This window comes from Streptomyces rishiriensis, from assembly GCF_003112535.1.
Taxonomy (GTDB): domain Bacteria; phylum Actinomycetota; class Actinomycetes; order Streptomycetales; family Streptomycetaceae; genus Streptomyces; species Streptomyces rishiriensis.
Map to the genome: position 1 here is coordinate 68,011 of NZ_BEWA01000021.1, position 25,649 is coordinate 93,659.

20 protein-coding genes are annotated in these 25,649 nt (G+C 71.5%); 6 read left to right on the forward strand and 14 right to left on the reverse strand.

Annotated elements, in window-relative coordinates; genetic code table 11:
• The first annotated feature begins 166 nt into the window (after window positions 1-166).
• The 5 genes from Sri02f_RS32315 to Sri02f_RS32335 all read left to right on the forward strand — a co-directional run bounded on the left by Sri02f_RS32315 (window position 167) and on the right by Sri02f_RS32335 (window position 8,567).
• The gene (locus Sri02f_RS32315; RefSeq protein WP_109004942.1) at window positions 167-4,072 is read left to right on the forward strand and encodes a glycoside hydrolase family 2 TIM barrel-domain containing protein; all 3,906 of its coding nucleotides are present in this window, start codon (window positions 167-169) and stop codon (window positions 4,070-4,072) included.
• Window positions 4,073-4,248: 176 nt separating this feature from the next.
• The gene (lpdA, locus tag Sri02f_RS32320) at window positions 4,249-5,661 is read left to right on the forward strand and encodes a dihydrolipoyl dehydrogenase (RefSeq protein ID WP_109004875.1); all 1,413 of its coding nucleotides are present in this window, start codon (window positions 4,249-4,251) and stop codon (window positions 5,659-5,661) included.
• Window positions 5,662-5,819: 158 nt separating this feature from the next.
• Window positions 5,820-6,314, forward strand: coding sequence for a DUF7144 family membrane protein (locus Sri02f_RS32325; RefSeq protein ID WP_109004876.1), 495 nt, complete (start codon window positions 5,820-5,822; stop codon window positions 6,312-6,314).
• Window positions 6,315-6,572: 258 nt separating this feature from the next.
• Window positions 6,573-8,063, forward strand: coding sequence for an AlkA N-terminal domain-containing protein (locus Sri02f_RS32330; RefSeq protein ID WP_281261910.1), 1,491 nt, complete (start codon window positions 6,573-6,575; stop codon window positions 8,061-8,063).
• 9 nt (window positions 8,064-8,072) lie between these two features.
• Window positions 8,073-8,567, forward strand: coding sequence for a methylated-DNA--[protein]-cysteine S-methyltransferase (locus Sri02f_RS32335; RefSeq protein WP_109004878.1), 495 nt, complete (start codon window positions 8,073-8,075; stop codon window positions 8,565-8,567).
• 31 nt (window positions 8,568-8,598) lie between these two features.
• On the opposite strand, the gene Sri02f_RS32340 is transcribed toward Sri02f_RS32335, so the two are convergent.
• The 3 genes from Sri02f_RS32340 to Sri02f_RS32350 all read right to left on the reverse strand — a co-directional run bounded on the left by Sri02f_RS32340 (window position 8,599) and on the right by Sri02f_RS32350 (window position 11,080).
• On the reverse strand, window positions 8,599-9,336 hold the full coding sequence (locus tag Sri02f_RS32340) for an SIR2 family NAD-dependent protein deacylase (RefSeq protein ID WP_109004879.1): 738 nt from the start codon (window positions 9,334-9,336) through the stop codon (window positions 8,599-8,601).
• A gap of 113 nt (window positions 9,337-9,449) precedes the next feature.
• Complete coding sequence (locus tag Sri02f_RS32345; RefSeq protein ID WP_109004880.1) at window positions 9,450-9,947, reverse strand: NUDIX domain-containing protein; 498 nt, start codon at window positions 9,945-9,947, stop codon at window positions 9,450-9,452.
• Window positions 9,944-11,080, reverse strand: coding sequence for an ADP-ribosylglycohydrolase family protein (locus Sri02f_RS32350; protein WP_245970905.1), 1,137 nt, complete (start codon window positions 11,078-11,080; stop codon window positions 9,944-9,946). Before Sri02f_RS32350 ends, Sri02f_RS32345 begins: the two co-directional genes overlap by 4 nt.
• A gap of 220 nt (window positions 11,081-11,300) precedes the next feature.
• Here Sri02f_RS32350 and Sri02f_RS32355 point away from each other — a divergent pair, with 220 nt between their 5' ends.
• Complete coding sequence (locus Sri02f_RS32355) at window positions 11,301-12,419, forward strand: glycerate kinase (RefSeq protein WP_109004881.1); 1,119 nt, start codon at window positions 11,301-11,303, stop codon at window positions 12,417-12,419.
• A gap of 12 nt (window positions 12,420-12,431) precedes the next feature.
• On the opposite strand, the gene Sri02f_RS32360 is transcribed toward Sri02f_RS32355, so the two are convergent.
• From Sri02f_RS32360 to Sri02f_RS32410, 11 genes are all read right to left on the reverse strand, one after another.
• Window positions 12,432-13,664, reverse strand: coding sequence for an alpha/beta hydrolase (locus Sri02f_RS32360; RefSeq protein ID WP_109004882.1), 1,233 nt, complete (start codon window positions 13,662-13,664; stop codon window positions 12,432-12,434).
• A 221-nt stretch (window positions 13,665-13,885) separates the two neighbouring features.
• Window positions 13,886-14,704 carry a CDP-diacylglycerol--serine O-phosphatidyltransferase gene (gene pssA, locus Sri02f_RS32365; protein WP_109004883.1) on the reverse strand — a complete coding sequence of 273 codons (819 nt, stop codon included), beginning with the start codon at window positions 14,702-14,704 and terminating at the stop codon, window positions 13,886-13,888.
• 22 nt (window positions 14,705-14,726) lie between these two features.
• Window positions 14,727-15,383, reverse strand: coding sequence for a phosphatidylserine decarboxylase (locus Sri02f_RS32370; RefSeq protein WP_069771733.1), 657 nt, complete (start codon window positions 15,381-15,383; stop codon window positions 14,727-14,729).
• Window positions 15,384-15,553: 170 nt separating this feature from the next.
• Window positions 15,554-16,759, reverse strand: coding sequence for an acyl-CoA dehydrogenase family protein (locus Sri02f_RS32375; RefSeq protein ID WP_109004884.1), 1,206 nt, complete (start codon window positions 16,757-16,759; stop codon window positions 15,554-15,556).
• A gap of 3 nt (window positions 16,760-16,762) precedes the next feature.
• On the reverse strand, window positions 16,763-17,269 hold the full coding sequence (locus tag Sri02f_RS32380; protein WP_109004885.1) for a MaoC family dehydratase: 507 nt from the start codon (window positions 17,267-17,269) through the stop codon (window positions 16,763-16,765).
• A 15-nt stretch (window positions 17,270-17,284) separates the two neighbouring features.
• Window positions 17,285-18,244, reverse strand: coding sequence for an HpcH/HpaI aldolase/citrate lyase family protein (locus tag Sri02f_RS32385; RefSeq protein ID WP_109004886.1), 960 nt, complete (start codon window positions 18,242-18,244; stop codon window positions 17,285-17,287).
• Window positions 18,241-20,289, reverse strand: coding sequence for an ethylmalonyl-CoA mutase (locus Sri02f_RS32390; protein ID WP_109004887.1), 2,049 nt, complete (start codon window positions 20,287-20,289; stop codon window positions 18,241-18,243). Before Sri02f_RS32390 ends, Sri02f_RS32385 begins: the two co-directional genes overlap by 4 nt.
• A gap of 17 nt (window positions 20,290-20,306) precedes the next feature.
• Complete coding sequence (ccrA, locus tag Sri02f_RS32395; RefSeq protein WP_167467668.1) at window positions 20,307-21,644, reverse strand: crotonyl-CoA carboxylase/reductase; 1,338 nt, start codon at window positions 21,642-21,644, stop codon at window positions 20,307-20,309.
• A gap of 437 nt (window positions 21,645-22,081) precedes the next feature.
• Entirely contained in the window at window positions 22,082-22,897 is an 816-nt protein-coding gene (locus Sri02f_RS32400) for a TetR family transcriptional regulator (RefSeq protein WP_245970906.1), read from the reverse strand.
• Window positions 22,898-23,033: 136 nt separating this feature from the next.
• Window positions 23,034-24,839: a 3-hydroxyacyl-CoA dehydrogenase family protein gene (locus tag Sri02f_RS32405; RefSeq protein WP_109004890.1), complete on the reverse strand. Its 1,806-nt coding sequence runs from the start codon at window positions 24,837-24,839 to the stop codon at window positions 23,034-23,036.
• Window positions 24,840-25,216: 377 nt separating this feature from the next.
• A complete protein-coding gene (locus Sri02f_RS32410; RefSeq protein ID WP_109004891.1) occupies window positions 25,217-25,540 on the reverse strand; it encodes a hypothetical protein in 324 nt (107 codons plus the stop codon).
• Window positions 25,541-25,649 lie beyond the last annotated feature (109 nt).

Here is a 25,649-nt window from a genome sequence, read left to right on the forward strand (position 1 = left end):
CCAAGTGGCGTTACGCCGAAGAGAGTTGATATTCGGCCATCGCGGCGCGTCTATGTTCGTTTATCCAACAGGAGTGGACAAGATCTGACGCACCCTCCGTCCGTGCAGAGCCGCACGGTTCGCCTTGAGGAAGGTCGTGGTCATGACCCACCCGCACGAGTCGTCCATGGACCGACCGGACCGCCCCCGGTGGGCGGAGCCGCACCGCACCCCACGGCCGGCGGTCAGCCGCCGCCGTCTGCTCGAAGGATCGGCCGCCGTTCTCGGCGCGCTCGCCTTGTCCGCGCCCTCCGCCGCCCACCGCGCCGTCGCGGCCGACGCCGCCCCCGAGTGGAACGGCCGGGTCGACGTGTTCCGCCTCGGCGCCGAGGCCCCGCACACCACCCTCATGCCGTACGCGGACCTCGACCAGGCCCTGGCCGCCGACCGCACCCGCTCCCCGTACCGGCTGAGCCTGGACGGGCCCTGGAGGTTCGCCCACGCCGAGCGCCCCGGTGACCGCGACGTCGACTTCCACCGCACCGACCTCGACGACAGCGGTTGGGGCACCATCCCCGTCCCCTCCGCCTGGCAGCTGCACGGTTACGACCGCCCGGTCTACGTCAACATCACCTACCCGTGGTGGGGCCCCAACGGCCTCGGCGAGGAGGCGCAGCCACCGGCCGCACCCACCCGCTACAACCCCGTGGGCCAGTACCGCCGCACCTTCACCGTTCCACGCGGTTGGACGGGACGCCGGACGTTCCTTCACTTCGAAGGGGTCAAATCGGCCCATTACGTGTGGATCAACGGCGAGCTGGTCGGTTACCACGAGGATTCCTACGATCCCGCCGAGTACGACATCACCGAACACCTCAAGCCGGGCGTCAACCAGGTCGCCGTGGAGGTCTACCGCTACTCCGACGGCGACTGGCTGGAGGACCAGGACATGATCCGGCTGAGCGGCATCTTCCGCTCGGTCTACCTGTACTCCACGCCGGCCGTGCACCTGCGCGACTTCCGGCTGGAGACCCCGCTCAGCCAGGACTACCGGGCCGCCGACCTTGCGGTCACGGCGAGCGTGCGGGACTACGGAGGGCAGGGGGCGGGCCGGTACTCCGTCGAGACGCAGCTCTACGACGACCGCGGGCACCCGGTCTGGTCCCGGCCGCTGCAGCAGGCCGTCGCACTCGGCGCGGGCGAGGAGACGACCGTCCGGGCCGCCAGGGCCGTGCCCGCGCCGCGCCTGTGGTCGGCCGAACACCCCGAGCTCTACACCGCCGTCCTGCGCCTGCGGGACCAGGCCGGCAAAGTGATCGAAACCCTTTCCCACCGGGTCGGCCTGCGCGAGTTCGCGCTCAGGGACGGCCTGATGCGCATCAACGGCAAGCCGGTGTCGCTGCGGGGGACCAACCGCCACGAGATGCATCCCGAGCACGGCTCGGCCCTCACCCGGGCGGACCTGGTCGAGGACATCGGCGTCATCAAGCGGCTGAACATCAACACCGTCCGCACCTCGCACTACCCCAACAACCCCCACTGGCTCGAACTCGCCGACGAGTACGGCCTGTACCTCGTGGACGAGACCAACCTGGAGACCCACGGCATCCGGGGCGAGTACCCCGGCGACCACGCCGAGTGGACGAGCGCGTGCGTGGCGCGCGCCCAGAGCATGGTCCACCGCGACAAGAACCACGCGTCGGTCGTCATCTGGTCCCTCGGCAACGAGGCCGGCGGCGGCAGCACCTTCACCGCCATGCACGACTGGATCCGCTCCTACGACACCACGCGTGTCATCCAGTACGAGGGCGACGACCGCCCGGGGATCAGCGACATCCGCTCCGAGATGTACGACAGCCCCGCCCGCGTCGAGGCACGGGCCAAGGACACGAGCGACACCCGGCCGTACGTCATGATCGAGTACTCCCACGCCATGGGGAACTCCAGCGGGAACTTCAAGAAGTACTGGGATCTGGTGCGCCGCTACGACGTGCTCCAGGGCGGCTGGATCTGGGACTTCGTCGACCAGGCCCTCGCCTGGCCCACTCCGACCCGCAAGCTGTTCACCGAGGCCGGACCGGCCGCGCTGCGCGGTGAGATCGTCGCGCCCAGCGGCGTCTTCACCCGTGACAAGGGCGTCCGGGGCGGCACGGTCTTCGCCCGGGACGCGCGCCTCGACCTCACCGGCTCGCTGACCCTGGAGGCCTGGGTCACCCCGGGCGTAACCGGTTACCACCAGCCCATCCTCGCCAAGGGCGACACCCAGTACGCCCTCAAGCAGAGCGACCGGACGCTGGAGTTCTTCATCTACGGCAGCGGCCAGTGGGTCACCGCCGGCTGGGCCCTGCCCGACGGCTGGACCGGCGCGGAACACCATGTGGCGGGCGTCTTCGACGCGACGGCGGGCACCCTGACCCTCCACGTCGACGGCGCGGTCCGGGCCACCCGGACCACCACGGTGCGCCCCGCCGTGAACACCGCGCCCCTGTCGCTGGCCACCGACGTCGACAACCCGACCCGCGAGTTCAGCGGCTCCGTCCGGCGGGCGCGCGTGTACGCCCGGGCGCTGAGCGCCGCCGAACTGGCCGACGCCGGCCGCGCTCCCGGCGACGACGGCGTGCGGTTCTGGTTCGACGCGGCCACCGTCGCCTTCACCGAGAAGCGGCCCCGCGAGCGGACGTTCCACGCCTACGGCGGCGACTGGGGCGACAACCCCAACGACGGGCCCTTCTGCGGCAACGGCATCGTCACCGCCGACCGCGGGCTGACCGGCAAGTCCGCCGAGGTGAAGCGCGTCTACCAGGCGATCGGCGCCGCGCCCGCCGCGGGCCGCGCGCTCGCCCCCGGCGCGGCCGTCACTCTCACCAACGAGTACCTCTTCACCAACGTCCGCGACTTCGACGGACGGTGGGAGCTCGTCGCCGACGGCAGGGCGGTGCAGCGCGGACGGCTGAGCCGCGCGCAGCTGGACGTCGCGCCGCTGTCGAGCAAGGACGTCACCGTGCCGTTCCGGCTGCCGCGCGACCCCGCGCCGGGCGCGGAGTACTTCCTGCAGCTGTCGTTCACCACCCGGGAGAGCACGAAGTGGGCGAGGGCCGGACACGAGGTGGCCCGGGAGCAGCTCGCCGTCGACGCCGGCGCTCCCGCCGTCGTCCCCGTGCCTCTGGGCGCCGTCCCGGCCCTCGGGCACCGGGACGGCGAGACGTCGGTCACCGTCACAGGCAGGGACTTCTCGGTCACCGTCGACAAGCGGACCGGCGTCATCACGTCGTACCGGGCCGGCGGCGTCCGCCTCCTGACCTCCGGGCCCGCGCCGAACTTCTGGCGCGCCCCCACCGACAACGACCGGGGCAACGGCCAGCACACCCGCAACCAGACCTGGCGCGACGCCGGCGCGCACCGCCAGGTGACCGACGTGAGCGTGCGGGCGCTGCGCGACCGGGCCGTCGAGATCAAGGTGGCCGGCACCCTGCCCACGACGACGCCGTCGTCGTACACCACCACCTACACCGTCTTCGGCAACGGTGAGATCAAGGTCGACAACACGCTGCACCCGGGCGCCCCGAACCTCCCCTACATCCCGGAGGTGGGCACGCTGCTGTTCCTGCCCTCCCGCCTGGAGCAGCTGCACTACTACGGGCGCGGTCCCGAGGAGAACCACTGGGACCGCAACGACGCAACCGACGTGGGCCTCTACTCCGGCACCGTCACCGGACAGCGGACCTCCTATCTGCGTCCGCAGGAGAGCGGCAACAAGACCGACGTCCGCTGGGCCGCGCTGACCGACGGCGACGGCGTCGGCCTGCTCGTCAGCGGCGAGCCGCTCCTGGAGGTCAACGCCTCGCACTTCACCCCCGAGGACCTGTCGGTCGGGGCCCGCCACGACTACCAGCTCACCCCGCGCCAGGAGGTCGTACTGCGCCTGAACCACCGCCAGATGGGCGTGGGCGGCGACAACAGCTGGGGTGCGCACACTCACGACGAGTACAAGCTGTTCGCGGACCGCGACTACGCGTACACGTACCGGCTGCGGCCGTTGACCGACCTCGCCGAGGCGACGAAGGACTCCCGGCGGCCCACGGCAACGTCGTAGCAATCGCGTTCAGCAGGGAATCGGGGCACGGTCGGCGCCGGCGAGCGCCGCCCGTGCCCGCCCCGCCCTGCCTCCCCCCTGCCCCCCGTCGCCCGGCGCCGTCCCCGTCCTCGGACCGCGCCGGGATCTCGTAGGGTCGGCATGTACACCAGGTCTCCACGGAAAAGGAAAACTCCATGCCCGAGCAGGACGAACGCTTCGACGTCGTGGTGCTCGGCGCGGGACCCGGCGGTTATGTCGCCGCGGTCCGCGCCGCCCAGCTGGGCAAGCGCGTCGCCGTCGTCGAGGAGAAGTACTGGGGCGGCGTCTGCCTCAACGTGGGCTGCATCCCCACGAAGGCACTGCTGCGCAACGCCGAACTCGCCCATATCTTCACCCGCGAGGCGAAGACCTTCGGCATCAGGGCGGAAGGACAGGTCACCTTCGACTACGGCGATGCCTACAGCCGCAGCCGCAAGGTCGCCGACGGCCGGGTCAAGGGCGTCCACTACCTGATGAAGAAGAACAAGATCACCGAATTCGACGGCCGCGGCGCGTTCGTCGACGACCGCACCCTGCGGGTGACCGGCCCCGGCGGGGAGACCCGCACCATCGGCTTCGACCATTGCGTCATCGCCACCGGAGCCACCCCGAAGCTGCTCCCCGGCACCCGGCGCAGCGACCGCGTGGTGACGTACGAGGAGCAGATCCTCTCCGACGACCTCCCGCGGTCGATCGTCATCGCGGGCGCCGGCGCCATCGGCATCGAGTTCGCCTACGTCCTGCACAACTACGGCGTGAAGGTCACGATCGTCGAGTTCCTGGACCGGGTCGCGCCCCTGGAGGACGCCGAGATCTCCGCCGAACTCGCCAAGCAGTACCGGAAACTGGGCATCGACGTGCTCACCTCCACCCGCGTCGAGTCCATCGACGAGTCCGGTCCGCAGGTGCGCGTCACCGTCACCGGCAAGGACGGCGCCCAGCAGGTCCTGGAGGCCGACAAGGTCCTGCAGGCGATCGGCTTCGCCCCGAACGTGACCGGTTACGGGCTGGAGAACACCGGCGTGAAGGTCACCGAGCGCGGCGCGATCGACGTCGACGGGCGCTGCCGCACCTCCGTGCCGCACATCTACGCCATCGGCGACGTCACCGCCAAGCTCATGCTCGCGCACACCGCCGAGGCCATGGGCGTGATCGCCGCGGAGACCCTCGCGGACGCGGAGACCATGGAGCTCGACTACGTCATGATCCCGCGTGCCACCTACTGCCAGCCCCAGATCGCCAGCTTCGGCTACACCGAGGCCCAGGCCCGCGAGCTCGGCCATGACGTCAAGGTCGCCAAGTTCCCGTTCACCGCGAACGGCAAGGCGCACGGCCTCGGCGACGCCACCGGCTTCGTCAAGCTGATCAGCGACGCCCGGTACGGCGAGCTCCTCGGCGGCCACCTCATCGGCCCCGACGTCACCGAGCTCCTGCCCGAGCTGACCCTGGCCCAGCAGTGGGACCTCACCGTCCACGAGGTGGCCCGCAACGTGCATGCGCACCCCACCCTGGGCGAGGCCGTCAAGGAGGCCGTGCACGGCCTGGCCGGCCACATGATCAACATGTAGCCCGCTCCCGCGCCGCCGCGCCCGGCGGGGCCGCTCACCCCGGCGGGGCCCGCTCACCCGGACGGGCCCGCCGCCTCGCCGTCGCCGCGAGTCCGGGATGTGCTGACCTCGACCGGACCGACCGCACAGGACCGACCGCACAGGAGGGAGCGCGCCGGATGAGCCCGACCTCCTCGAACGGCGACCCGGCGGGCGGCCCGCACGGCGAGATCGGCACCGCCTGGTCCGTCCCGCGCGGCGGGCCGCGGCGGTCCCCTGCGCCCGGCGGCCGGCCCGGCGACGGCGTGGCCTTCGACGGCGTGGTCTTCGCCGGTGTCCTGATGCTGTGCGGCGGCGCTCTCGCCGTGCTGCAGGGCATCGCGGCCGTCGCCGGCGACGACGTGTACGCGCGCGTCGGCTCCTATGTCTACGGCCTCAGCCTGACCGGCTGGGGCTGGATCCACCTCGTCGCCGGCGTCCTCGCGGCCGCCACCGGCGCGGCTCTGCTCAAGGGCGTGGCCCGGGCCCGCCGCGCGGGCGTCCTTCTCGCGGCCCTGAGCCTCGTCGCCCAGTTCCTGTTCCTGCCGTACGCACCGCTCTGGTCGGTCACCGTCATGGCGGTCGACGTGTTCGTGATCCGGTCCCTGGTGGCGTGGCCGGAGAGGGCGGCCTGAGGCGCCGGCCGCAGGCGCCCGCACCGCCGCCGGACGGGCGGGCCGCCGGGTGCGGCAGGCTCGCGCCGCATGGGCGAACGGGCGGCGGAGCAGGCGGAGTCGCGCACGACGACGGCTCCGCTCCGCGGCCCGGGATCGCCCGACGGCGTCAGGGCCTTCCCCGGCATCCCGTACTGCGCGTCCCTCTTCTGCAGGCCATGCGAGGTCGATGTCGGATTCTCGCCAGCGGAGGTGCGGCCACGGGGCGATGCTGGACGCATGCGGAACGGGATGTACACCGATCGAGAGCGTTGTGTGCGCGCCGTGCAGTCCAGGGACGCGCGCTTCGACGGCTGGTTCTTCACGGCGGTGCTGACCACCGGCATCTACTGCCGTCCCAGCTGCCCGGCCGTGCCGCCCAAGCCGGAGAACATGGTCTTCCAGCCGAGCGCCGCCGCCTGCCAGCAGGCCGGCTTTCGCGCGTGCAAGCGCTGCCGGCCCGACGCCAGCCCCGGCTCACCGGAGTGGAACCAGCGCGCCGACCTGGTCGCCCGCGCCATGCGGCTGATCGCCGACGGCGTCGTCGACCGCGACGGCGTGCCCGGCCTCGCCGCCCGCCTCGGCTACAGCAGCCGCCAGGTGGAACGCCAGCTCCTCGCCGAAGTCGGCGCCGGGCCCCTGGCGCTGGCCCGCGCCCAGCGCGCCCGGACCGCCCGGCTCCTCGTCGAGACGACCGAACTGCCCATGGCGGACGTCGCGTTCGCGGCCGGCTTCTCCTCCGTGCGCACCTTCAACGACACCGTCCTCGAGGTCTTCGCGCTGTCCCCGAGCGCCCTGCGCGCCCGTGTCCCGCACCGGACACCCGCGCTCCCCGCGCCCGCCCCGGGCACGCTCGCCCTGCGCCTCCCGTTCCGCGCCCCCCTCAACCCCGACAACCTGTTCGGGCACCTGGCCGCCACCGGCGTCCCGGGAGTGGAGGAGTGGCGGGACGGCGCGTTCCGGCGCACGCTCCGGCTGCCGTACGGGCACGGCGTCGTGGCGCTCACCCCGAACCCCGACCACATCGGCTGCCGCCTCACCCTCAGCGACCTGCGCGACCTCACCGTGGCCATCAGCCGCTGCCGGCGCATGCTCGACCTCGACGCCGATCCGGTCGCCGTCGACGACCGGCTGCGCACGGACCCGCTGCTCGCCCCCCTGGTGGACAAGGCTCCCGGCCGCCGGGTGCCGCGCACGGTCGACGAGGCCGAGTTCGCGGTGCGCGCCGTGCTGGGCCAGCAGGTCTCCACCGCCGCGGCCCGTACCCACGCGGCCCGACTGGTCACCGCCCACGGCGATCCGGTCGACGATCCCGAAGGCGGCCTCACTCATCTCTTCCCCACCCCGCAAGCGCTCGCCGCCGTCGACCCCGCCTCCCTGGCGATGCCCCGCACCCGGCGCGCCACCTTCGTCGACCTGGTCGGCCGACTGGCCGGCGGCACGCTGCAGCTCGGAGTGGAGAGCGACTGGTCGCAGGCGCGCGAACAGCTCCTCGCGCTGCCCGGCTTCGGGCCCTGGACGGTCGACGTCATCGCGATGCGCGCCCTCGGCGACCCCGACGCGTTCCTTCCCACCGACCTCGGAATCCGGCGCGCCGCGCAGGAGCTGGGGCTGCCCTCCACCCCCGCGGCGCTCACCGCCCGCGCGGCCGCCTGGCGGCCCTGGCGGGCGTACGCCGTCCAGTACCTGTGGGCGACCGACAGCCACCCCGTCAACTTCCTCCCCGTCTAAGGACGTTCCGTGAAACAGCACACCGTCATCGACAGCCCCTACGGCGACCTCACGCTCGTCGCGGACGACGGCGTCCTGTGCGGCCTCTACATGACCGGACAGCGCCACCGCCCGCCCGAGGAGGACTTCGGCCTGCGCGACGACAGCCTCTTCGACGAGGCCGAGGAGCAGCTGACCGCCTACTTCGCCGGCGAGTCCAAGGAGTTCACCCTCGAACTACGCCTGCACGGAACCCCGTTCCAGCGTGGCGTCTGGGACCGGCTGCGGCGGATCCCCTACGGCGAGACCCGGAGCTACGGCGAACTCGCCGAGGCCCTCGGCAGCCCCGCCGCCTCCCGCGCGGTGGGCCTGGCCAACGGCAGGAACCCCATCGGCATCATCGTGCCCTGCCACCGCGTGATCGGCGCGGGCGGCGGCCTCACCGGCTACGGCGGCGGCCTGGACCGCAAGCAGCGCCTGCTGGACTTCGAGAGGGGCGCCGCACCCGGCGGGACGCTGTTCTAGGCCCTCTGGGCGGGCGCAGGCGCTCGGGTCCTCAGACCGTGCCGGAAGCGGCGAGCCCGCGCAGCAGCCCGGGCAGCGAGGTCCCGATCGGCTCCCGGACGACCTCGTCGGCGATCCCGTCGTACGGGGTCGGCTCGGCGTTGACGACGATCAGCCGGGCCCCGTGGTCGGCGGCGACACCGACCAGCCCGGCGGCGGGATGCACCTGCAGGCTGCTGCCGACGGCGAGGAAGATCTGGCACGCCTTGGCGACGGCGGCGGCCCGGCCCAGCACCACCGGGTCGAGGTGCTCGCCGAACATCACGGTCGCCGGTTTCAGGATCGCGCCGCACTCGAGGCACGGCGGGTCGTCCTCGCCGGCGTCGAGCCGGGCCAGGGCGTCCTGCATCGGTCCTCGCGCCGGGCATCGGGTGCACACGAACTCCCGTGCCGTTCCGTGGAGTTCGAACACCTTGCGGGCCGGCATCCCGGCCAGCTGGTGCAGCCCGTCCACGTTCTGCGTGATCACCCGCACCGGCGTCCCGGAGCGCTCCAGCTCGACGACCGCCCGGTGCGCCGCGTTGGGCTCGGCCGCCAGGGCCCCGACACGGCGGCGCATCTGCCAGGACCGCCGGCGGATCTCGGGATCGCCCATGTAGGACGCGTACGTGACGAGCTTCTCGGCCTCGGGGTCGCGCCGCCACAACCCGTCGGGGCCGCGGTAGTCGGGGATGCCGGAGTCGGTGGAGATCCCGGCTCCGCTGAGGAGGGCGACGAGGGGCCTGTTCATGGGCCGAGGGTAGGACGCCCGCCTGCCGGGAGCGAGCGGATATCGGGGCTCCGCCCCCGGCCCCCCGGCCCCCTCCGGCCCCCCGGTCCGTCCCGCGTCCGGGCGCCGGGCGTTCAGCTCGCCGGGCGGCCGTTCTCCAGCTCGGCGGTGGTGGAGCCGTCGGCCAGGGCGTCCAGCGCGGCCAGCACCCGGCGGCCCAGTGAGCCCAGCAGGTAGTCGGTGAGCTCCTCGCGCGGAACGAGCCGCCAGGACAGCAGTTCCGCCTCCTGCAGCCGGATCGCCCCGAGGTCGTCCTCGTCCAGGACGCCGCCGTCGTACACGTACGCCACCAGCGGCGGACGGTCCGGACCGAGCACCCAGTCCACGGCGAGCAGCCGTCCGAGCTCGCGGTCCAGCCCGATCTCCTCCAGCGTCTCGCGCCGTGCTCCCCGGCGCGGGCTCTCGCCGTCGTCGGACTCGATCGTGCCGCCCGGTAGGGCCCAGCCCGCCCGGTAGTTGGGCTCGACGAGCAGGACCCGTCCTTCGGCGTCACGGAAGATCGCGGCCGCTCCGGCCAGGACACGGGGCAGGGAGGCGACGTAGGCGGCGAAGTCGCTGCTGGAAGTGCTCATCCGGGAAGGGTAGACGGCGGTGCGCCGGCCGGTCCCGCGTCCGGGCCGTCCTCCCCGCGAAGGCCGTGCGCCCCGGCCAGCCGCACGGTCCGCCGCGCCAGATCGCTGATGCGGGCGCCGTCGAAGCCGAACACCGCGCTGCGCACGGTGTCCTGGAGCGGCTCCGTCCACTGAGGCGGGATCGCCGCAGCCCCGGTGAGGACGCCGGCCACCGAACCGGCCGTCGCCCCGTTGGAGTCGGTGTCCAGACCGCCGCGCACGGTGAGGGCGATCGTCCGGGTGAAGTCGCCGTCGCCGTACAGCAGCCCCGCGGTGAGGACGGCGACGTTCGGGACGGTGTGGATCCAGCCCGGGCCGGCCGTCTCCTGCGTCATCGTCGCGAGGGTGTCCTCCCAGCTCATGCGGGTGGCGTGGAGGGAGATGACCCGGCGCACGGTACGGGCCAGGCGGCTGCCGGCGGGGACGACGGCGAGCGCCTCGTCCAGCGCGTGGCGCAGGGTCGGCGCGGTGAACGCCGCGGAGATCAGCGCCGCCGCGAACATCGCGCCGTACACGCCGTTGCCGGTGTGCGAGAGCACCGCGTCCCGGCGGGCCAGGGAGGCGGCGCGGCGGGGCAGGCCCGGGCAGGTCCAGCCGTGCACGTCGGCGCGGATCAAGGCGCCGATCCACTCCTGGTACGGGTTGTCGTACGTCGCCGTCAGCGGCGGCTTCAGACCGGCGGTGAGGTTGCGGTAGGCGGCCCGCTCCGCGGTGAACGTCTGCAGATAGGGCAGCCGCAGCAGCCACAGGTCGCCGACCTGCTCGGTGCTGAAGCCGAAGCCGTGCGTCTCCAGCAGGTCGAGTCCGAGGATCGCGTAGTCCACGTCGTCGTCGCGGCAGCTGCCGTGGACGCGGCCGCGCACACATCTGCGCCACTCCGGGCGCAGCAGCCGGGCGTCCTCGTCGTCGGCCGGCTCGGGGAGGTAGTCGGTGAGCGGCAGGGCGTCGGCCCGCCGCAGGTAGCGGTCGATGCGTTCGCGCGTCCACACGTCGCCCCGCTCGACCGGTTTGCCGAGCATGTTGCCCGCGATCCGGCCCAGCCAGCCGCCGAGGACGCGGTCGGCGAGCTCCGGTCCGTCGCCCACAGCAGTCATTCCTCCGGTCTACCCGATTCCGGCGGGTCACGCCCGGCTTCCCTCGGCCCGCACCCGGTCCGCACCCGGCCCGCACCCGGTCCGCGGTGCGGGCGCCGCATGACGGCGGGGGCGTCCTGAGGTTAAGGTCGCAGCGGCGCGACTGGCCCTGACATGCTCGGGGCCCGGAGAGCAAGGGGATGGCAAGGTGGCGGACGCTGCAGCGCAGGGCACCCGACGGGTGCTCGTGGCCGCGGACAAGTTCAAGGGCTCGCTGACGGCCGTGGAGGTCGCCGAGCGGGTGACGGCGGGGCTGCGCCGGGCCGTGCCGGACGTCGAGGTGACGGCTCTGCCGGTGGCCGACGGCGGCGACGGCACCGTGGCCGCGGCGGTCGCGGCCGGCTTCGAGCGGCGGGAGGTTCGCGTCGCCGGGCCCCTCGGCCAGGAGGTCGCGGCGGCGTTCGCGGTGCGCGGCGACACGGCGGTCGTGGAGATGGCCGAGGCGAGCGGGCTGCAACGGCTCCCCGCCGGCGTTCTCGCCCCGCTCACGGCGTCGACGTACGGCTCGGGAGAACTGCTGCGCGCCGCGCTGGACGAGGGCGTGCGCACGATCGTGTTCGGCGTCGGCGGCAGCGCGACCACCGACGGCGGCGTGGGCATGCTGACCGCCCTCGGCGCGCGGTTCCTCGACGCGGACGGCGAGCCGGTGGCGCCGGGCGGCGGCGGCCTCGCTCGTCTGGCGCGGGCGGACCTCTCGGAGCTGGACCCCCGCTTGTCGGCCGTGGAACTGGTCCTGGCGAGCGACGTCGACAACCCGCTGACCGGTCCGAAGGGCGCGCCGGCGGTCTACGGACCGCAGAAGGGCGCCTCGCCGGACGACGTCGAGACGCTGGACGCGGCGCTCGCCCACTACGCGAAGGTCCTGGAGACCGAGGTGGGGCCCAGGGCGGCCGCGCACGCCGCGGCGCCCGGCGCGGGGGCGGCGGGCGGCATCGGCTACGGGGCGCTGCTGGTCGGCGCGCGCTTCCGCGCCGGCATCGAGGTCATGCTCGACGTGCTGGGCTTCGCGGCGGCGCTGGAACCGGCCGAGCTGGTGATCACGGGGGAGGGCTCGCTCGACGAGCAGACCCTGCACGGCAAGGCCCCCGCGGGCGTCGCCGCGGCCGCCCGCGCGGCCGGCAAGGACGTCGTCGCGGTGTGCGGGCGGCTGAGGCTCCCGCCCGAGGCGCTGGGGCGGGCCGGCATCCGGCGGGCGTACCCGCTGACCGACGTCGAGCCGGACATCGCCACGTGCGTCGCGGACGCGGGGCCCCTCCTGGAACGGGTCGCCGAGCGGATCGGGCGGGACTTCCTCACCTGAGGGCGGCGCCCGCTAGACGACGGGGAACAGCTCGCCGTACTCGTCCCGGTAGTAGCTGCCGCCGGTGAGGCCCTCGACCTTGCCCTTGTCCAGCCACTGCCGGGCGAAGCGCTGCACGACCTTGGCGTTGCGTTCCCAGACCACGGAATGCCCCGCGACGGCCAGCTTGAACATCAGCTTGTCCGGTCCGGGGACGGCCCGGTAGAGGTCCGGGACGGAGAAGTGCAGGACCGGGGGGAGGGCCGCCGAGGTGTTGGCCTGCGTGTCCTGCTCGCCGTAGAGGATGAGCACGGGCACCCGGTCGCCGAGGACGAAGGCGCCTGTGGGGTCCTTGTGCGGGACGGTCTGCTCGTTCCACCCCCACCAGTAGGAGTTCCGGTACCGCAGGACGCCCTCGAACACGCCCGGCGACAGTTCGGGACCCCACTGGCTGCCGACGGGATCGTTCTCCATGAAGGCGGCCCACACCTTGTCCGCGACGTCGGGTTCGCGCTGCGTCGGGCCGATCTGCTCCTTGTCCCAGCCGCTCTTGAAGCCGGTCTTGCTGCCGACGTTCATCGGGTAGCCGAACGTGAAGGCCGGCAGGGACAGGGGCAGGGTCGTCGCATCCGGCGGGCGCCCGAAGGGGTCTGCGGGGTGCGTGGACCAGCGGCCCTGCGGCGGGAAGATCGGCGCGAGCAGGAGCAGGCTCTTGACGTCACCGGGGTGCTGGAGCGTGTAGGGGCCCATGACGAACGCGCCCGCGGACCAGCCGACGAAGTCGATCGGATGGTCTTTGCCGGGCAGTGCCCGGATGAACTCGACGACGGTCTTCAGCTCCGCCCACTCGCTCTCGGAGTTGCCCAGTTGGTGGGGGTAGGCGGGGGCGCAGGGCGCGGCCAGGGGGTTGGGCACCAGGACGTCCTGCTGCTGGGCGGGGTTGGCGTTGCACGGGTTGTCCATCTGGGGGCGGGGTGAGCGTCCGCTGCCCTGCAGGTCCATGAGGAACACGTCGTAGCCGTCGGCGGCCAGGTCCTGCGCCCAGCTGTACCGGGTCGGCGCGCCGCCGGACCCCGGGGGGAGCACGAGGTCGAACCCGGCGGTCGCCGGCACGCTTCTGCCGTGGAGCATCAGGACGGGCTGGGCGGTGTGGCCCGGCTTGGTGCCGTCGTATTCCCGGACGAACAGCTTCACGCTCTGGCCCGCGTTCGCCGGGATCGTCGAGACGTGCGGGACGAAGTGGTCCGTGGGGGTGTGTGCAGGCATGGCCGTCCTCCGATCCATCGCGCGGGACGGAGATCCATCACACGGGACATACCTCTGGGGGACATATCCCAGTGAATCCCTGTGAATCCCCCTGGTTCCACGGTCCTCTTCTTTGTCGTGCCCTGCAAATGGGTGTGGGGGAGAGGTAGTTGACCCGTCAAACGGGTGTGGCCCGAGCCTGTGAAGGCCCGGGCCACACCCGTTTCACGCTGGGACGAGGATCAGGGCAGCTGCGCCGCACGGGCCTCGCGCCGGTTGTCGCGGAAGTTGTTCACCCGGCGGGCCGTGGCGAACAGCGGGATGACCGCGCCCATGACCAGCTGCAGCGCGCAGCCCGTCTGCAGCAGCAGCTGCCCGCTCGGGGCGTCGAACGCCCAGGCCGCCAGGAGGCCCATCGACAGGACGATCCAGGCGAGCATCGCGCCGGCGAGGCGGCCCCGCGGCTTGGGGTACTCGACCCGGCTCACCATCAGCCAGGCGGTGCCCAGGATGGCCATCAGCGTCGCCGCGAAGGGCAGCTCCAGAAGCACGATCGAGACGACCGTGAGCGCGCCGAACGGAGACGGCATGCCCTGGAAGGTGCCGTCCTTGACGGTCACGCACGAGAATCTCGCGAGCCTCAGGACCACCGCGAGCAGCACCACGATCGCGCCGACCGCCGCGACCCGCTGGTGCGCGTCGTCGGCGACCATGCCGTAGACCAGGACGAAGTACGCCGGGGCCAGGCCGAAGCTGATCAGGTCCGACAGGTTGTCCAGCTCGGCGCCCATCGGCGAGGAGCGGAGCTTGCGCGCGACCAGGCCGTCGAAGAGGTCGAAGACGGCCGCGCAGAGCATCAGGATGACGGCGGTGGCGGCGCTGTGCCGGGCCATGCCGGACTCCTGGCTGCCGGTGAGGTGCGGGATCAGGATCCCCGTGGTGGTGAAGTACACCGCCATGAAGCCGCACGTGGCGTTGCCGAGGGTGAGGGTGTCCGCTATCGACAGCCGCAGAGAGAGGGGCATCTCCTCCTCGTCGTCCACGTCGTCCGCCTCGGGCACCCAGCCCGCCTGGGTCTCCGGGTCAATCACGGTCAATGCGAGTCACCCCTGCCACGGTCTTCTGCCCCACCTCGACCGCGACCTCCACGCCCTCGGGCAGGTAGACGTCGACGCGCGAGCCGAAACGGATCAGGCCGATCCGCTCGCCCTGCTCGACCTTCGTGCCCTCGGGGACGTAGGGGACGATGCGGCGCGCGACGGCTCCGGCGATCTGGATCATCTCGATGTCACCGAGTTCGGTGTCGAAGTGCCAGACGACGCGCTCGTTGTTCTCGCTCTCCTTGTTGAACGCCGGCACGAATCCGCCGGGGATGTGCTCGACCGACGTCACGGTGCCGGCCAGCGGCGCGCGGTTGACGTGGACGTTCAGCGGGCTCATGAAGATCGCGACCCGGGTGCGTCCGTCCTTCCACGGCATGATGCTCTGCACCACACCGTCGGCGGGGGAGATGACCCGGCCCGGGGCGATCTCGCGCTCGGGGTCGCGGAAGAACCACAGCATGCCCGCCGCGAGAGCGGTGGCGGGCACGGCGACGGCCTTGGCGGCGCCCGAGCGGCGGGCGCGCAGCAGGCTGACGGCCGCGGTGGCGACGGTCGGCAGGAGCCACGGCGATGCTCCGCGCGCGAGGCGTGCGCCTACCAGGCTGTCGCGGTGTGCAGAGGTTTGGCTGTGGGGCATGGATGACCTTCGTAGCGGATGATGCCGCGCTTCGACGGGGGGACGGCGGCTTTCCGCGATCGTAGCGGTTCGTGGCCACAACTGGGTAAGCCAGGAAGCGGAGTCGACGGCTGGGGGAAGTTGACAGGGTGTGATCTTCTTCTCGAAGAAAACACCCCCAACTCGGACAATCAGCCCTGGAACCGGTACTCCTCGAGCAATCTGCGCCCGATGATCATTTTCTGGATTTCGGCGGTGCCTTCACCGATCAGCAACATCGGGGCCTCACGGTAGAGGCGCTCGATCTCGTACTCCTTGGAGAAGCCGTACCCGCCGTGGATCCGGAAGGAGTCCTCCACGACCTCCTTGCAGTACTCGGAGGCGAGGTACTTCGCCATCCCTGCCTCAAGGTCGTTTCGTTCTCCCGAGTCCTTTTTGCGTGCGGCGTTCACCATCATGGCATGGGCGGCCTCGACCTTGGTAGCCATCTCGGCCAGCTTGAACTGAATCGCCTGGTGCTGGGAGATCGGCTTGCCGAACGTGTGGCGCTGCTGGGCGTAGCGCACGCCGAGCTCGAAGGCACGCTGAGCGACGCCGCAGCCACGCGCCGCGACGTTCACGCGCCCAACCTCGACGCCGTCCATCATTTGGTAAAAACCTCGGCCGGTGACCCCGCCGAGCACCCGATCGGCGGAAAGGCGCAGGCCGTCCATGATCAGCTCGGTGGTGTCGACGCCCTTGTAGCCCATCTTGTCGATCTTGCCCGGGATGGTCAGGCCGGGGCGGACCTCTCCGAAGCCGGGCTCCTTCTCGATCAGGAAGGTCGTCATCGACTTGTGGGGGGCCGTCCCCTCGGGGTGTCCTTCGTCACTTCGCACCAGAACGGCCACCAGGGACGAGGTCCCGCCGTTCGTCAGCCACATCTTCTGGCCGTTGAGGACGTACTCGTCGCCGTCCTTCACCGCCTTCGACGTGATCGCGGACACGTCCGAGCCGAGGGCCGGCTCCGACATGGAGAACGCGCCGCGGACGTCGCCGGCCGCCATCCTCGGCAGATAGTGGTCCTTCTGCTCCTGCGTGCCGTGCTGCTTGAGCATGTACGCCACGATGAAGTGGGTGTTGATGATGCCCGAGACGGACATCCAGCCGCGGGCGATCTCCTCCACGCACAGGGCGTAGGTGAGGAGCGACTCGCCCAGGCCGCCGTACTCCTCGGGGATCATCAGACCGAACAGGCCCAACTCCTTCAGGCCGTCGACGATCTGCTGGGGGTACTCGTCGCGGTGCTCCAGCTCGGTCGCGACCGGGATGATCTCCTTGTCCACGAAGTCGCGGACGGTGGAGAGGATCTCCTGCTGGACGTCGGTCAGACCGGCGGTCTGGGCGAGGCGGGCCATCGGTCAGCCTTCCTGAAGTTCCGGGCGGCCGGGCTGCTCGCCGCCGCGCTCCTTGATGTACGTCTCGGTCGGCACCATCACCTTGCGGCGGAACACGCACACCAGCGTGCCGTCCTGCTTGTAGCCCTTGGTCTCGACGTAGACGATCCCGCGGTCGTTCTTCGACTTCGAGGGCCACTTGTCGAGCACGGTCGTCTGCCCGTAGATCGTGTCCCCGTGGAAGGTGGGCGCGACGTGCTTGAGCGACTCGATCTCCAGGTTGGCGATCGCCTTGCCGGAGACGTCCGGCACGGACATGCCGAGCAGGAGCGAGTAGACGTAGTTGCCCACGACGACGTTCTTGCCGAAGTCGGTCGTCCGCTCCGCATAGTTCGCGTCCATGTGGAGGGGGTGGTGGTTCATGGTGAGGAGACAGAACAGGTGGTCGTCGTACTCGGTGACCGTCTTGCCCGGCCAGTGCTTGTACGTCGCCCCGACCTCGAACTCCTCGTAGGTGCGTCCGAACTGCATCGCGCTCAGCGCTCCTTAGTTGTCGGGGGTCTCGAACTTCGACGTGCGCCGCATGCCGGCCGCCCGTCCCTTGCCGGAGATGACCAGCGCCATCTTGCGGCTGGCCTCGTCGATCATCTCGTCGCCGAGCATCGCCGAGCCCTTCTTGCCGCCCGCCTCGGACGTGTAGTAGTCGTACGCGTCCAGGATGAGCTCGGCGTGGTCGTAGTCCTCCTGCGACGGCGAGAAGATCTCGTTGGACGCCTCGACCTGGCCCGGGTGCAGCACCCACTTGCCGTCGAAGCCGAGGGCGGCGGCGCGTCCGGCGACCTCGCGATAGCCGTCGACGTTGCGGATCTGCAGGTAGGGGCCGTCGATCGCCTGGAGGTCGTTGGCGCGGGCGGCCATCAGGATCTTCATCAGGATGTAGTGGTAGGCGTCCGCCGGGTAGCCGGGCGGCTGCTCGCCCACGACCAGCGACTTCATGTTGATCGACGCCATGAAGTCGGCCGGTCCGAAGATGATCGTCTCGATGCGCGGCGAGGCCTGCGCGATCTCGTTGACGTTGTTCAGGCCCTGCGCGTTCTCGATCTGCGCCTCGATGCCGATCTTGCCGACCTCGAAGCCCATGGTCTTCTCGATCTGCGTCAGCAGCAGGTCCAGGGCGACGATCTGCTGGGCGTTCTGCACCTTCGGCAGCATGATGCAGTCGAGGTTGGGGCCGGCGCCCTCGACCACCGTCACGACGTCGCGGTACGTCCACTCGGTCGTCCAGTCGTTGACGCGCACGACCCTCGTCTTGCCCGTCCAGTCGCCCTCGTTGAGGAACTTGACGATGGTGTGGCGTGCCTCGGGCTTGGCCAGCGGCGCGCACGCGTCCTCGAGGTCCAGGAAGACCTGGTCCGCCGGCAGACCCTGCGCCTTCTCCAGGAAGCGGGGATTGCTGCCCGGGACCGCGAGACAGGAGCGCCGCGGACGAAGACGGTTGACAGTCATGCGGGGACCTCCAGGGGGTCGAGCTTGTTCGCTTTGCGGATCTCGTCGACGATGCGGCCGATGATTCCGGTGATGTCGAAGTCCTTCGGGGTGAAGACCGCGGCCACGCCCGCAGCCCTGAGCTGCTCGGCGTCTCCATTCGGGATGATGCCACCGGCGATCACCGGGATGTCTGTGGCACCGGCCACACGGAGCCGTTCGAGGACGTCCGGCACCAGTTGGGCGTGCGAGCCGGAGAGGATGGACAGGCCCACCGCGTGGACGTCCTCCTCCAGCGCGGCGTCCACGATCTGCTCGGGCGTCAGCCGGATGCCCTGGTAGACCACCTCGAACCCGGCGTCACGCGCGCGCACGGCTATCTGCTCTGCGCCGTTGGAGTGCCCGTCCAGGCCCGGCTTGCCGACCAGGAAGCGCAGCTTGCCCACGCCCATGTCCTTCGCGGTCAGGTCGACCCTGCGGCGGACGTCGGCCATGGCCGAGCCCTCCTCCGCCGGGACCGCCACCGGCGCCGACGACACGCCCGTCGGTGCGCGGAACTCGCCGAACACCTCGCGCAGCGCCCCGGCCCACTCGCCGGTCGTGACCCCGGCGCGGGCGCACTCCAGGGTCGCCTCCATGAGGTTGGCGGTGCCCTTCGCGGCTTCCTTCAGCTTCTCCAGCGCCTTGCACGGGCGCGGGTGGTTGAAGGGCGGCTGGTACCGCGTGTCGCGCCAGTGCTGCAGGGAGGCGACGACGCGGGCCTCGACCGCCGGGTCGACCGTCTGGATCGCGGTGTCGAGATCGGCGGTCAGCGGGTTGGGCTCGGTCGTCTCGAAGATGTTGACGCCGATGATCTTCTCCTGCCCGGACTCGATCCGGGCCCTGCGCTCGGCGTGCGAGGAGACGAGCTGCGACTTGAGATAGCCGGACTCGACGGCGGCCATCGCGCCGCCCATCTCCTGGATCCGCCCGATCTCCGCGAGGGACGCCCCGACCAGCTCGGCGACCTTGGCCTCGACGACGTGCGAGCCCTCGAAGATGTCCTCGTACTCCAGCAGGTCGCTCTCGTGGGCGAGGACCTGCTGGATGCGCAGCGACCACTGCTGGTCCCAGGGCCGGGGCAGTCCGAGCGCCTCGTTCCAGGCCGGCAGCTGCACGGCACGCGCGCGGGCGTCCTTCGACAGCGTCACCGCGAGCATCTCCAGCACGATCCGCTGGACGTTGTTCTCCGGCTGCGCCTCGGTGAGCCCCAGCGAGTTGACCTGGACGCCGTAGCGGAAGCGGCGCTGCTTGGGGTTCTCGATGCCGTAGCGCTCGCGGGTGATCTGGTCCCAGATGCGGCCGAAGGCGCGCATCTTGCACATCTCCTCGACGAAGCGCACGCCCGCGTTCACGAAGAAGGAGATGCGGGCGACGACGTCGCCGAACTTGTCGGCCGGCACCTGGCCGGAGTCACGGACGGCGTCGAGCACGGCGATCGCCGTGGACATCGCGTACGCGATCTCCTGCACCGGCGTGGCCCCGGCCTCCTGCAGGTGGTAGCTGCAGATGTTGATCGGGTTCCACTTCGGCATGTGGGACACCGTGTAGGCGATCATGTCCGTCGTGAGACGCAGGCTCGGCCCCGGGGGGAAGACGTGCGTCCCCCGGGACAGGTACTCCTTGACGATGTCGTTCTGGGTCGTGCCCTGGAGCAGGGTGACGTCCGCACCCTGCTCCTCGGCGACGACCTGGTAGAGCGCCAGCAGCCACATGGCGGTGGCGTTGATCGTCATCGAGGTGTTCATCTGCTCCAGGGGGATGTCCTGGAACAGCCTGCGCATGTCGCCGAGATGGGCCACCGGGACGCCGACCCGGCCGACCTCGCCGCGGGCGAGGACGTGGTCGGAGTCGTAGCCGGTCTGGGTGGGCAGGTCGAACGCGACCGACAGACCCGTCTGGCCCTTGGTGAGGTTGCGCCGGTACAGCTCGTTGGACGCCTCGGCCGTGGAGTGGCCGGCGTACGTGCGCATGAGCCACGGCCGGTCCTTCTCCCGCTTTCCTTCGGCGAACTGACGCTCAGTCATCTATGACCTCGGGTGTCTCAGATGTTGCGGAAGCGGTTGATGGCGTCGATGTGCTGGGCGCGCTTGTCCTCGTCGCGCACGCCCAGGCCCTCCTGGGGGGCCAGCGCGAGGACGCCGACCTTGCCCTGATGGAGGTTGCGGTGCACGTCGTAGGCGGCCTGGCCGGTCTCCTCCAGGGAGTAGACCTTCGACAGCGTCGGGTGGATCTTGCCCTTCGCGACCAGCCGGTTGGCCTCCCAGGCCTCACGGTAGTTGGCGAAGTGCGAGCCGATGATCCGCTTCAGGGACATCCACAGGTAGCGGTTGTCGTACTCGTGGTTGTAGCCCGAGGTCGAGGCGCAGGTGACGATGGTGCCGCCCTTGCGCGTGACGTAGACGGACGCACCGAAGGTCTCACGGCCGGGGTGCTCGAAGACGATGTCGACGTCCTCGCCGCCGGTGAGCTCGCGGATGCGCTTGCCGAAGCGCTTCCACTCCTTGGGGTCCTGGTGATGCTCGTCCTTCCAGAACCGGTAGTCCTCGGCGGTGCGGTCGATGATCGCCTCGGCGCCCATGGCCCGGCAGATGTCCGCCTTCTGCGGCGAGGAGACGACGCAGATCGGGTTGGCGCCGCCGGCCAGCGCGAACTGCGTGGCGTAGCTGCCGAGGCCGCCGCTCGCGCCCCAGATCAGGACGTTGTCGCCCTGCTTCATGCCGGCGCCGTTGCGGGAGACCAGCTGCCGGTAGGCGGTGGAGTTGACCAGGCCCGGGGCCGCCGCCTCCTCCCAGCTCAGGTGGTCCGGCTTGGGCATCAGCTGGTTGGACTTGACCAGCGCGATCTCCGCGAGCCCGCCGAAGTTGGTCTCGAAGCCCCAGATGCGCTGCTCGGGGTCGAGCATCGTGTCGTTGTGGCCGTCCGAGGACTCCAGCTCGACGGAGAGACAGTGCGCGACGACCTCGTCGCCGGGGTGCCAGGCGTTGACGCCCGGACCGGTGCGCAGGACCACGCCCGCGAGGTCGGAGCCGATGATGTGGTACGGCAGGTCGTGCCGCTTGGTGAGCTCGCTGAGCCTGCCGTAGCGCTCCAGGAAGGAGAACGTCGACACCGGCTCGAAGATGGAGGTCCACACGGAGTTGTAGTTGACCGAGGAGGCCATGACGGCCACCAGGGCCTCGCCCGGCCCGAGCTCGGGCAGGGCCACCTCGTCCAGGTGGATCGACTTGCGCGGGTCCTTGTCCCGGGTCTCCAGGCCCGCGAACATCTCCGTCTCGTCCTTGTGCACGGTGATCGCACGATAGGACTCGGGGAGCGGCAGAGCGGCGAAGTCGGCCGGGGTGGACTCCGGCGACTGGATCGCGTCCAGGATCTTCTGCATGGTCACGGTGTTGCCTCCGGCGGTGAACGCCCTGAGGGAGGGGCGCTGAGGGTTACGACGGTGCTGCTGAGGGTGTGGTGGAAGGTGCCGTCGGTTCGGCGGTGTGCTGTTCGGCAGCGCTTTGTGGCGCGGGAGGTTGCCTGTGACGCAGGCGTCCGGGCGCGCAATCCATGAGGTTGCGGGGACAGCCGGCGTACGTGTGGTCGCTGCACGCCGGCCGCCCGGACACCTTCAACGTATGACACCGCGTGTCACCCCGCAAGGCACTGAGTGCCAGAACTTCCACTCAGATGAAATCTTTACGTAACACATGAGCGATGATCGATCGAACGCCCTCTGAAATCTGCGCCAAAAGGTGCTCCGACACGCCAAAACGGCCACCCCGTGGGGTGGCCGTCATCACAGCGGGAGGCGGACCCGATCGGGACCCGAGGGTCTCAGCGCTCCTTGAGCGCCTGCTCGATGGTGCGCATGACCTCGTCCAGCGAGGCGTCGGTCCGGGCGACCGTCACCAGCACCTCGCCCTGCGCGGAGACCGCCGCCGGGGCCGGCCGCGAGGCGCCCGCGCCGCTGCGCCCGGCCCCGATGCCGGTGCCGAAGGTGCGGCGGACGATCGCGAAGGCGTGGTCGAGCTGGGCCTCGACGTCACCCTGCCCGCCCGCCCTGAGCCAGCGCCGCAGCACGTGGTTGTGGGCGGTGACCACGGCGGACGCGGCGACCTCGGCCAGCAGCGGATCGTCGTTGGCGTCGTCGTCGTGCGCGTGCTCGTCGAAGTGGCCGAGCAGGTAGCGGGTGAAGAGGCGCTCGTAGCGGGCCACCGACGCGATCTCCGCCTCGCGCAGCGTGGGCACCTCGCGCGTCAGCTTGTAGCGGGCGACCGAGATCTCCGGCCGGGCCGCGTACATCTTCATGACCTCTTTGATGCCACGGCACACCGTGTCGAGCGGATGCTCGTGCGCGGGGGCCGCGTTCAGGACGGCCTCCGCCCGGATCAGGGTGTCGTCGTGGTCGGGGAAGATCGCCTCTTCCTTGGAGCGGAAGTGCCGGAAGAAGGTGCGGCGGGCGACCCCGGCCGCGGCCGCGATCTCGTCGACCGTGGTCGCCTCGTATCCCTTGGTCGAGAACAGCTCCATGGCCGCGGCCGCCAGTTCTCGGCGCATCTTGAGCCGTTGGGCGGCCGCGCGGCTGCCCGCGGCGCTCTCGGGCGCGTCGGACGTGACGGGTGTGCGTGAGGACCTGGCGGGCTGGGACATGACCTGAACGTACTGCATGTGCGCAGCTCGGTGCGCAGGTCCGGGTCCTGCCCGGCCCCCGGCGCGCGGGGGCCCGCCGGCGGGCCCGAGCAGCCCGCCCCAGTCCCCGCGCGCCGGGCGCCGGTCGCCGGGCCCGTCAGCGGCGGGCATATTCGCGGAAGCCGCGGCCGGTCTTGCGGCCGAGGCAGCCCGCGGCCACCAGGTGCTCCAGGAGCGGGGCCGGAGCCAGTCCCGGGTCGCGGAACTCGCGGTGCAGGACCTTCTCGATGGCGAGCGAGACGTCGAGCCCGACGACGTCCAGCAGCTCGAAGGGGCCCATCGGGTAGCCGCCGCCCAGCTTCATCGCCGCGTCGATGTCGTCGAGGGTCGCGTAGTGCTCCTGCACCATCTTGATCGCGTTGTTGAGGTACGGGAAGAGCAGCGCGTTCACGATGAAGCCGGCGCGGTCCCCGCAGTCGACGGCGTGCTTCTTGATCCGGGCGCACACCTCGCGGACCGTGGCGTGGACGTCGTCGGCCGTCAGCACCGTGCGGACCACCTCGACCAGCTTCATCGCCGGAGCGGGGTTGAAGAAGTGCATCCCGATCACGTCCTGCGGGCGCGAGGTGGCGCGGGCGCAGGCGACGACCGGCAGCGAGGAGGTCGTCGTGGCGAGGACCGCGCCGGGCTTGCAGACCTTGTCCAGGGCGGCGAACAGCTGCTGCTTGACCTCCAGGTCCTCGGCGACCGCCTCCAGGGCGAGGTCGACGTCGGCGAACGCGTCGTAGGAGCCGGCCGGGGTGATCCGGTCCAGGATCTGGGCGGCGGCCTCCGCGGTCAGCCTGCCCTTGTCGACCGAGCGGGCGAGCGACGTGCCGATCCGGGCCTTGGCGGTCTGCGCCTTCTCCTCGCTGCGGGCGGCGAGGACGACGTCGTAGCCGGCCTTGGCGAAGACCTCGGCGATGCCGGAGGCCATGGTGCCCGAGCCCGCGACCCCGACCGAGGCGACCGGGCGGCCCGCGGTCCCGGCTCCGCCGGACCGGGGCGTCAGCGCGTCCGGGACGACCGTCGCGCTGCCGGGGGCGTCGTAGGTGTAGAAGCCGCGGCCCGACTTACGGCCCGTCAGACCGGCCTCGCTGAGCTGCTTGAGGATGGGGGCGGGTGCGTGCAGCCGGTCGCGGGACTCGGCGTACATGGCCTCCAGGACCGTGCGGGCGGTGTCCACGCCGATCAGGTCCAGCAGCGCGAGCGGGCCCATCGGCAGCCCGCAGCCCAGCCGCATCGCGGCGTCGATGTCCTCGCGGGAGGCATAGCGGGCCTCGTACATCGCGGCCGCCTGGTTGAGATAGCCGAACAGCAGGCCGTCCGCGACGAAGCCGGGCCGGTCGCCCACCGCGACGGGCTCCTTGCCGAGGTCGAGGGCCAGCTCGGTGACGGCGGCGACGGCGGCGGGCGCGGTCAGCACCGAGGAGACCACCTCGACCAGCTTCATGGCCGGCGCCGGGTTGAAGAAGTGCAGCCCCAACACCCGCTCCGGGCGGGCCGATTCGGCGGCGAGGCGGGTGACGGAGAGCGCGTTGGTGCCGGTGGCCAGGATCGTCTCGGGCCGCACGACCGAGTCCAGCTCACGGAAGATCTGCTGCTTGATCTCGTACGACTCGGGGGCCACCTCGATGACCAGGTCGGCGTCGGCGGCCGTGCCCAGGTCGGTGGAGACGCGGACGCGGGCCAGGACGGCCGTGCGCTCCTGCTCGGTGAGCCGGCCGCGCTGCACGGCGCGGGCGGTGGAGGCCTCCAGCGCGGCGAGGGACCGCGCGGCCTGGGCCTCGCTGACGTCGACGCCGATCACCGTGCGGCCGGCCTTGGCGAGGACCTCGGCGATGCCGGTGCCCATGGTGCCGAGGCCGATGACGGCGATCGTCCGGAGCGGGGACAGAGGGGTGTCGGACAGGGGAGCGGCCATCGCGGGACTCCAGGAATGAGGTGACGACTGGGAACGCGCCCGGGTGCGCCGGAGAGGCCTCTGCGAGGCCCGGGCGCACCGGGTGCACGGAAAGGGGTGCGGGTGTTGCCGGGCTGCGAGCGCACACGCCCGGTGCCGTCGCCGTGGGCGTGCACACGCCCGGAGACGAACGGCGGATCCGACCGGCCCTGTCCCGTGGCCGGGTCGTACAGCGGTACACGTGGTACCGAACCGACATCTCGCGGCGACTGCGTCACCAGGCCGCCACGAGGAGGTGCTGCGAGTGGGTGACTCGCTCGTATGAGCTTAACCGGTGGGTAACGAGCGCGCCAGCCCCCGTTTCTGTGACGTGTTCCGCACCGGTTCACGCACACGGGTCACGCGTCGGGCCACGCGTCGGGCGCCGGGGCGGCCCCGCCCCGGTTGCCGCCCTGGGCGCCGTCGCGGCGCGGGCGCAGGTGCAGATACAGCGTCACGCAGACGCCGAGCCCCGCCACGCACACCGAGGCCATCCCGACGTACACGCCCGCGAGGACGGGACGGGCGGGCAGTTGCCAGACGGCCACGCCGACCGCGGCGAGGCAGCAGGCGACGAGGACGTGGATGACCGTCCGCAGGGCGAGGAGCCGACGGCGTTCCGTCCGGCCGTCGGGTGTCTCGTGCGCGGTGTTCTTCTCCGCGGGGGTGCCGTGAGTCGCCATCGTCGTGCTGTGTCCGTTCTCGGGCGGGGGCGGGGTGATGCGGTGGGGGGTTCGCCGAGCGGGGGGTGCGCCGGAGCGCGGGCCGCGGGCGCGCGCGTGGGGGGGCGGC

Bases quoted from the DNA above. Each gene is read 5' to 3' on its own strand.
- Sri02f_RS32325 (WP_109004876.1), top strand. From the start codon at position 5,820: ATGAGCCCGACCTCCTCGAACGGCGACCCGGCGGGCGGCCCGCACGGC.
- Sri02f_RS32400 (WP_245970906.1), bottom strand. From the start codon at position 22,897: ATGTCCCAGCCCGCCAGGTCCTCACGCACACCCGTCACGTCCGACGCG.
- ccrA (WP_167467668.1), bottom strand. From the start codon at position 21,644: ATGCAGAAGATCCTGGACGCGATCCAGTCGCCGGAGTCCACCCCGGCC.
- Sri02f_RS32360 (WP_109004882.1), bottom strand. From the start codon at position 13,664: ATGCCTGCACACACCCCCACGGACCACTTCGTCCCGCACGTCTCGACG.
- Sri02f_RS32370 (WP_069771733.1), bottom strand. From the start codon at position 15,383: ATGCCCCACAGCCAAACCTCTGCACACCGCGACAGCCTGGTAGGCGCA.
- Sri02f_RS32405 (WP_109004890.1), bottom strand. From the start codon at position 24,839: ATGGCCGCTCCCCTGTCCGACACCCCTCTGTCCCCGCTCCGGACGATC.
- Sri02f_RS32410 (WP_109004891.1), bottom strand. From the start codon at position 25,540: ATGGCGACTCACGGCACCCCCGCGGAGAAGAACACCGCGCACGAGACA.
- Sri02f_RS32315 (WP_109004942.1), top strand. From the start codon at position 167: ATGGACCGACCGGACCGCCCCCGGTGGGCGGAGCCGCACCGCACCCCA.
- Sri02f_RS32345 (WP_109004880.1), bottom strand. From the start codon at position 9,947: ATGAGCACTTCCAGCAGCGACTTCGCCGCCTACGTCGCCTCCCTGCCC.
- Sri02f_RS32350 (WP_245970905.1), bottom strand. From the start codon at position 11,080: ATGACTGCTGTGGGCGACGGACCGGAGCTCGCCGACCGCGTCCTCGGC.
- Sri02f_RS32330 (WP_281261910.1), top strand. From the start codon at position 6,573: ATGCGGAACGGGATGTACACCGATCGAGAGCGTTGTGTGCGCGCCGTG.
- Sri02f_RS32375 (WP_109004884.1), bottom strand. From the start codon at position 16,759: ATGGCCCGCCTCGCCCAGACCGCCGGTCTGACCGACGTCCAGCAGGAG.
- Sri02f_RS32340 (WP_109004879.1), bottom strand. From the start codon at position 9,336: ATGAACAGGCCCCTCGTCGCCCTCCTCAGCGGAGCCGGGATCTCCACC.
- Sri02f_RS32380 (WP_109004885.1), bottom strand. From the start codon at position 17,269: ATGCAGTTCGGACGCACCTACGAGGAGTTCGAGGTCGGGGCGACGTAC.
- Sri02f_RS32385 (WP_109004886.1), bottom strand. From the start codon at position 18,244: ATGACTGTCAACCGTCTTCGTCCGCGGCGCTCCTGTCTCGCGGTCCCG.
- lpdA (WP_109004875.1), top strand. From the start codon at position 4,249: ATGCCCGAGCAGGACGAACGCTTCGACGTCGTGGTGCTCGGCGCGGGA.
- Sri02f_RS32390 (WP_109004887.1), bottom strand. From the start codon at position 20,289: ATGACTGAGCGTCAGTTCGCCGAAGGAAAGCGGGAGAAGGACCGGCCG.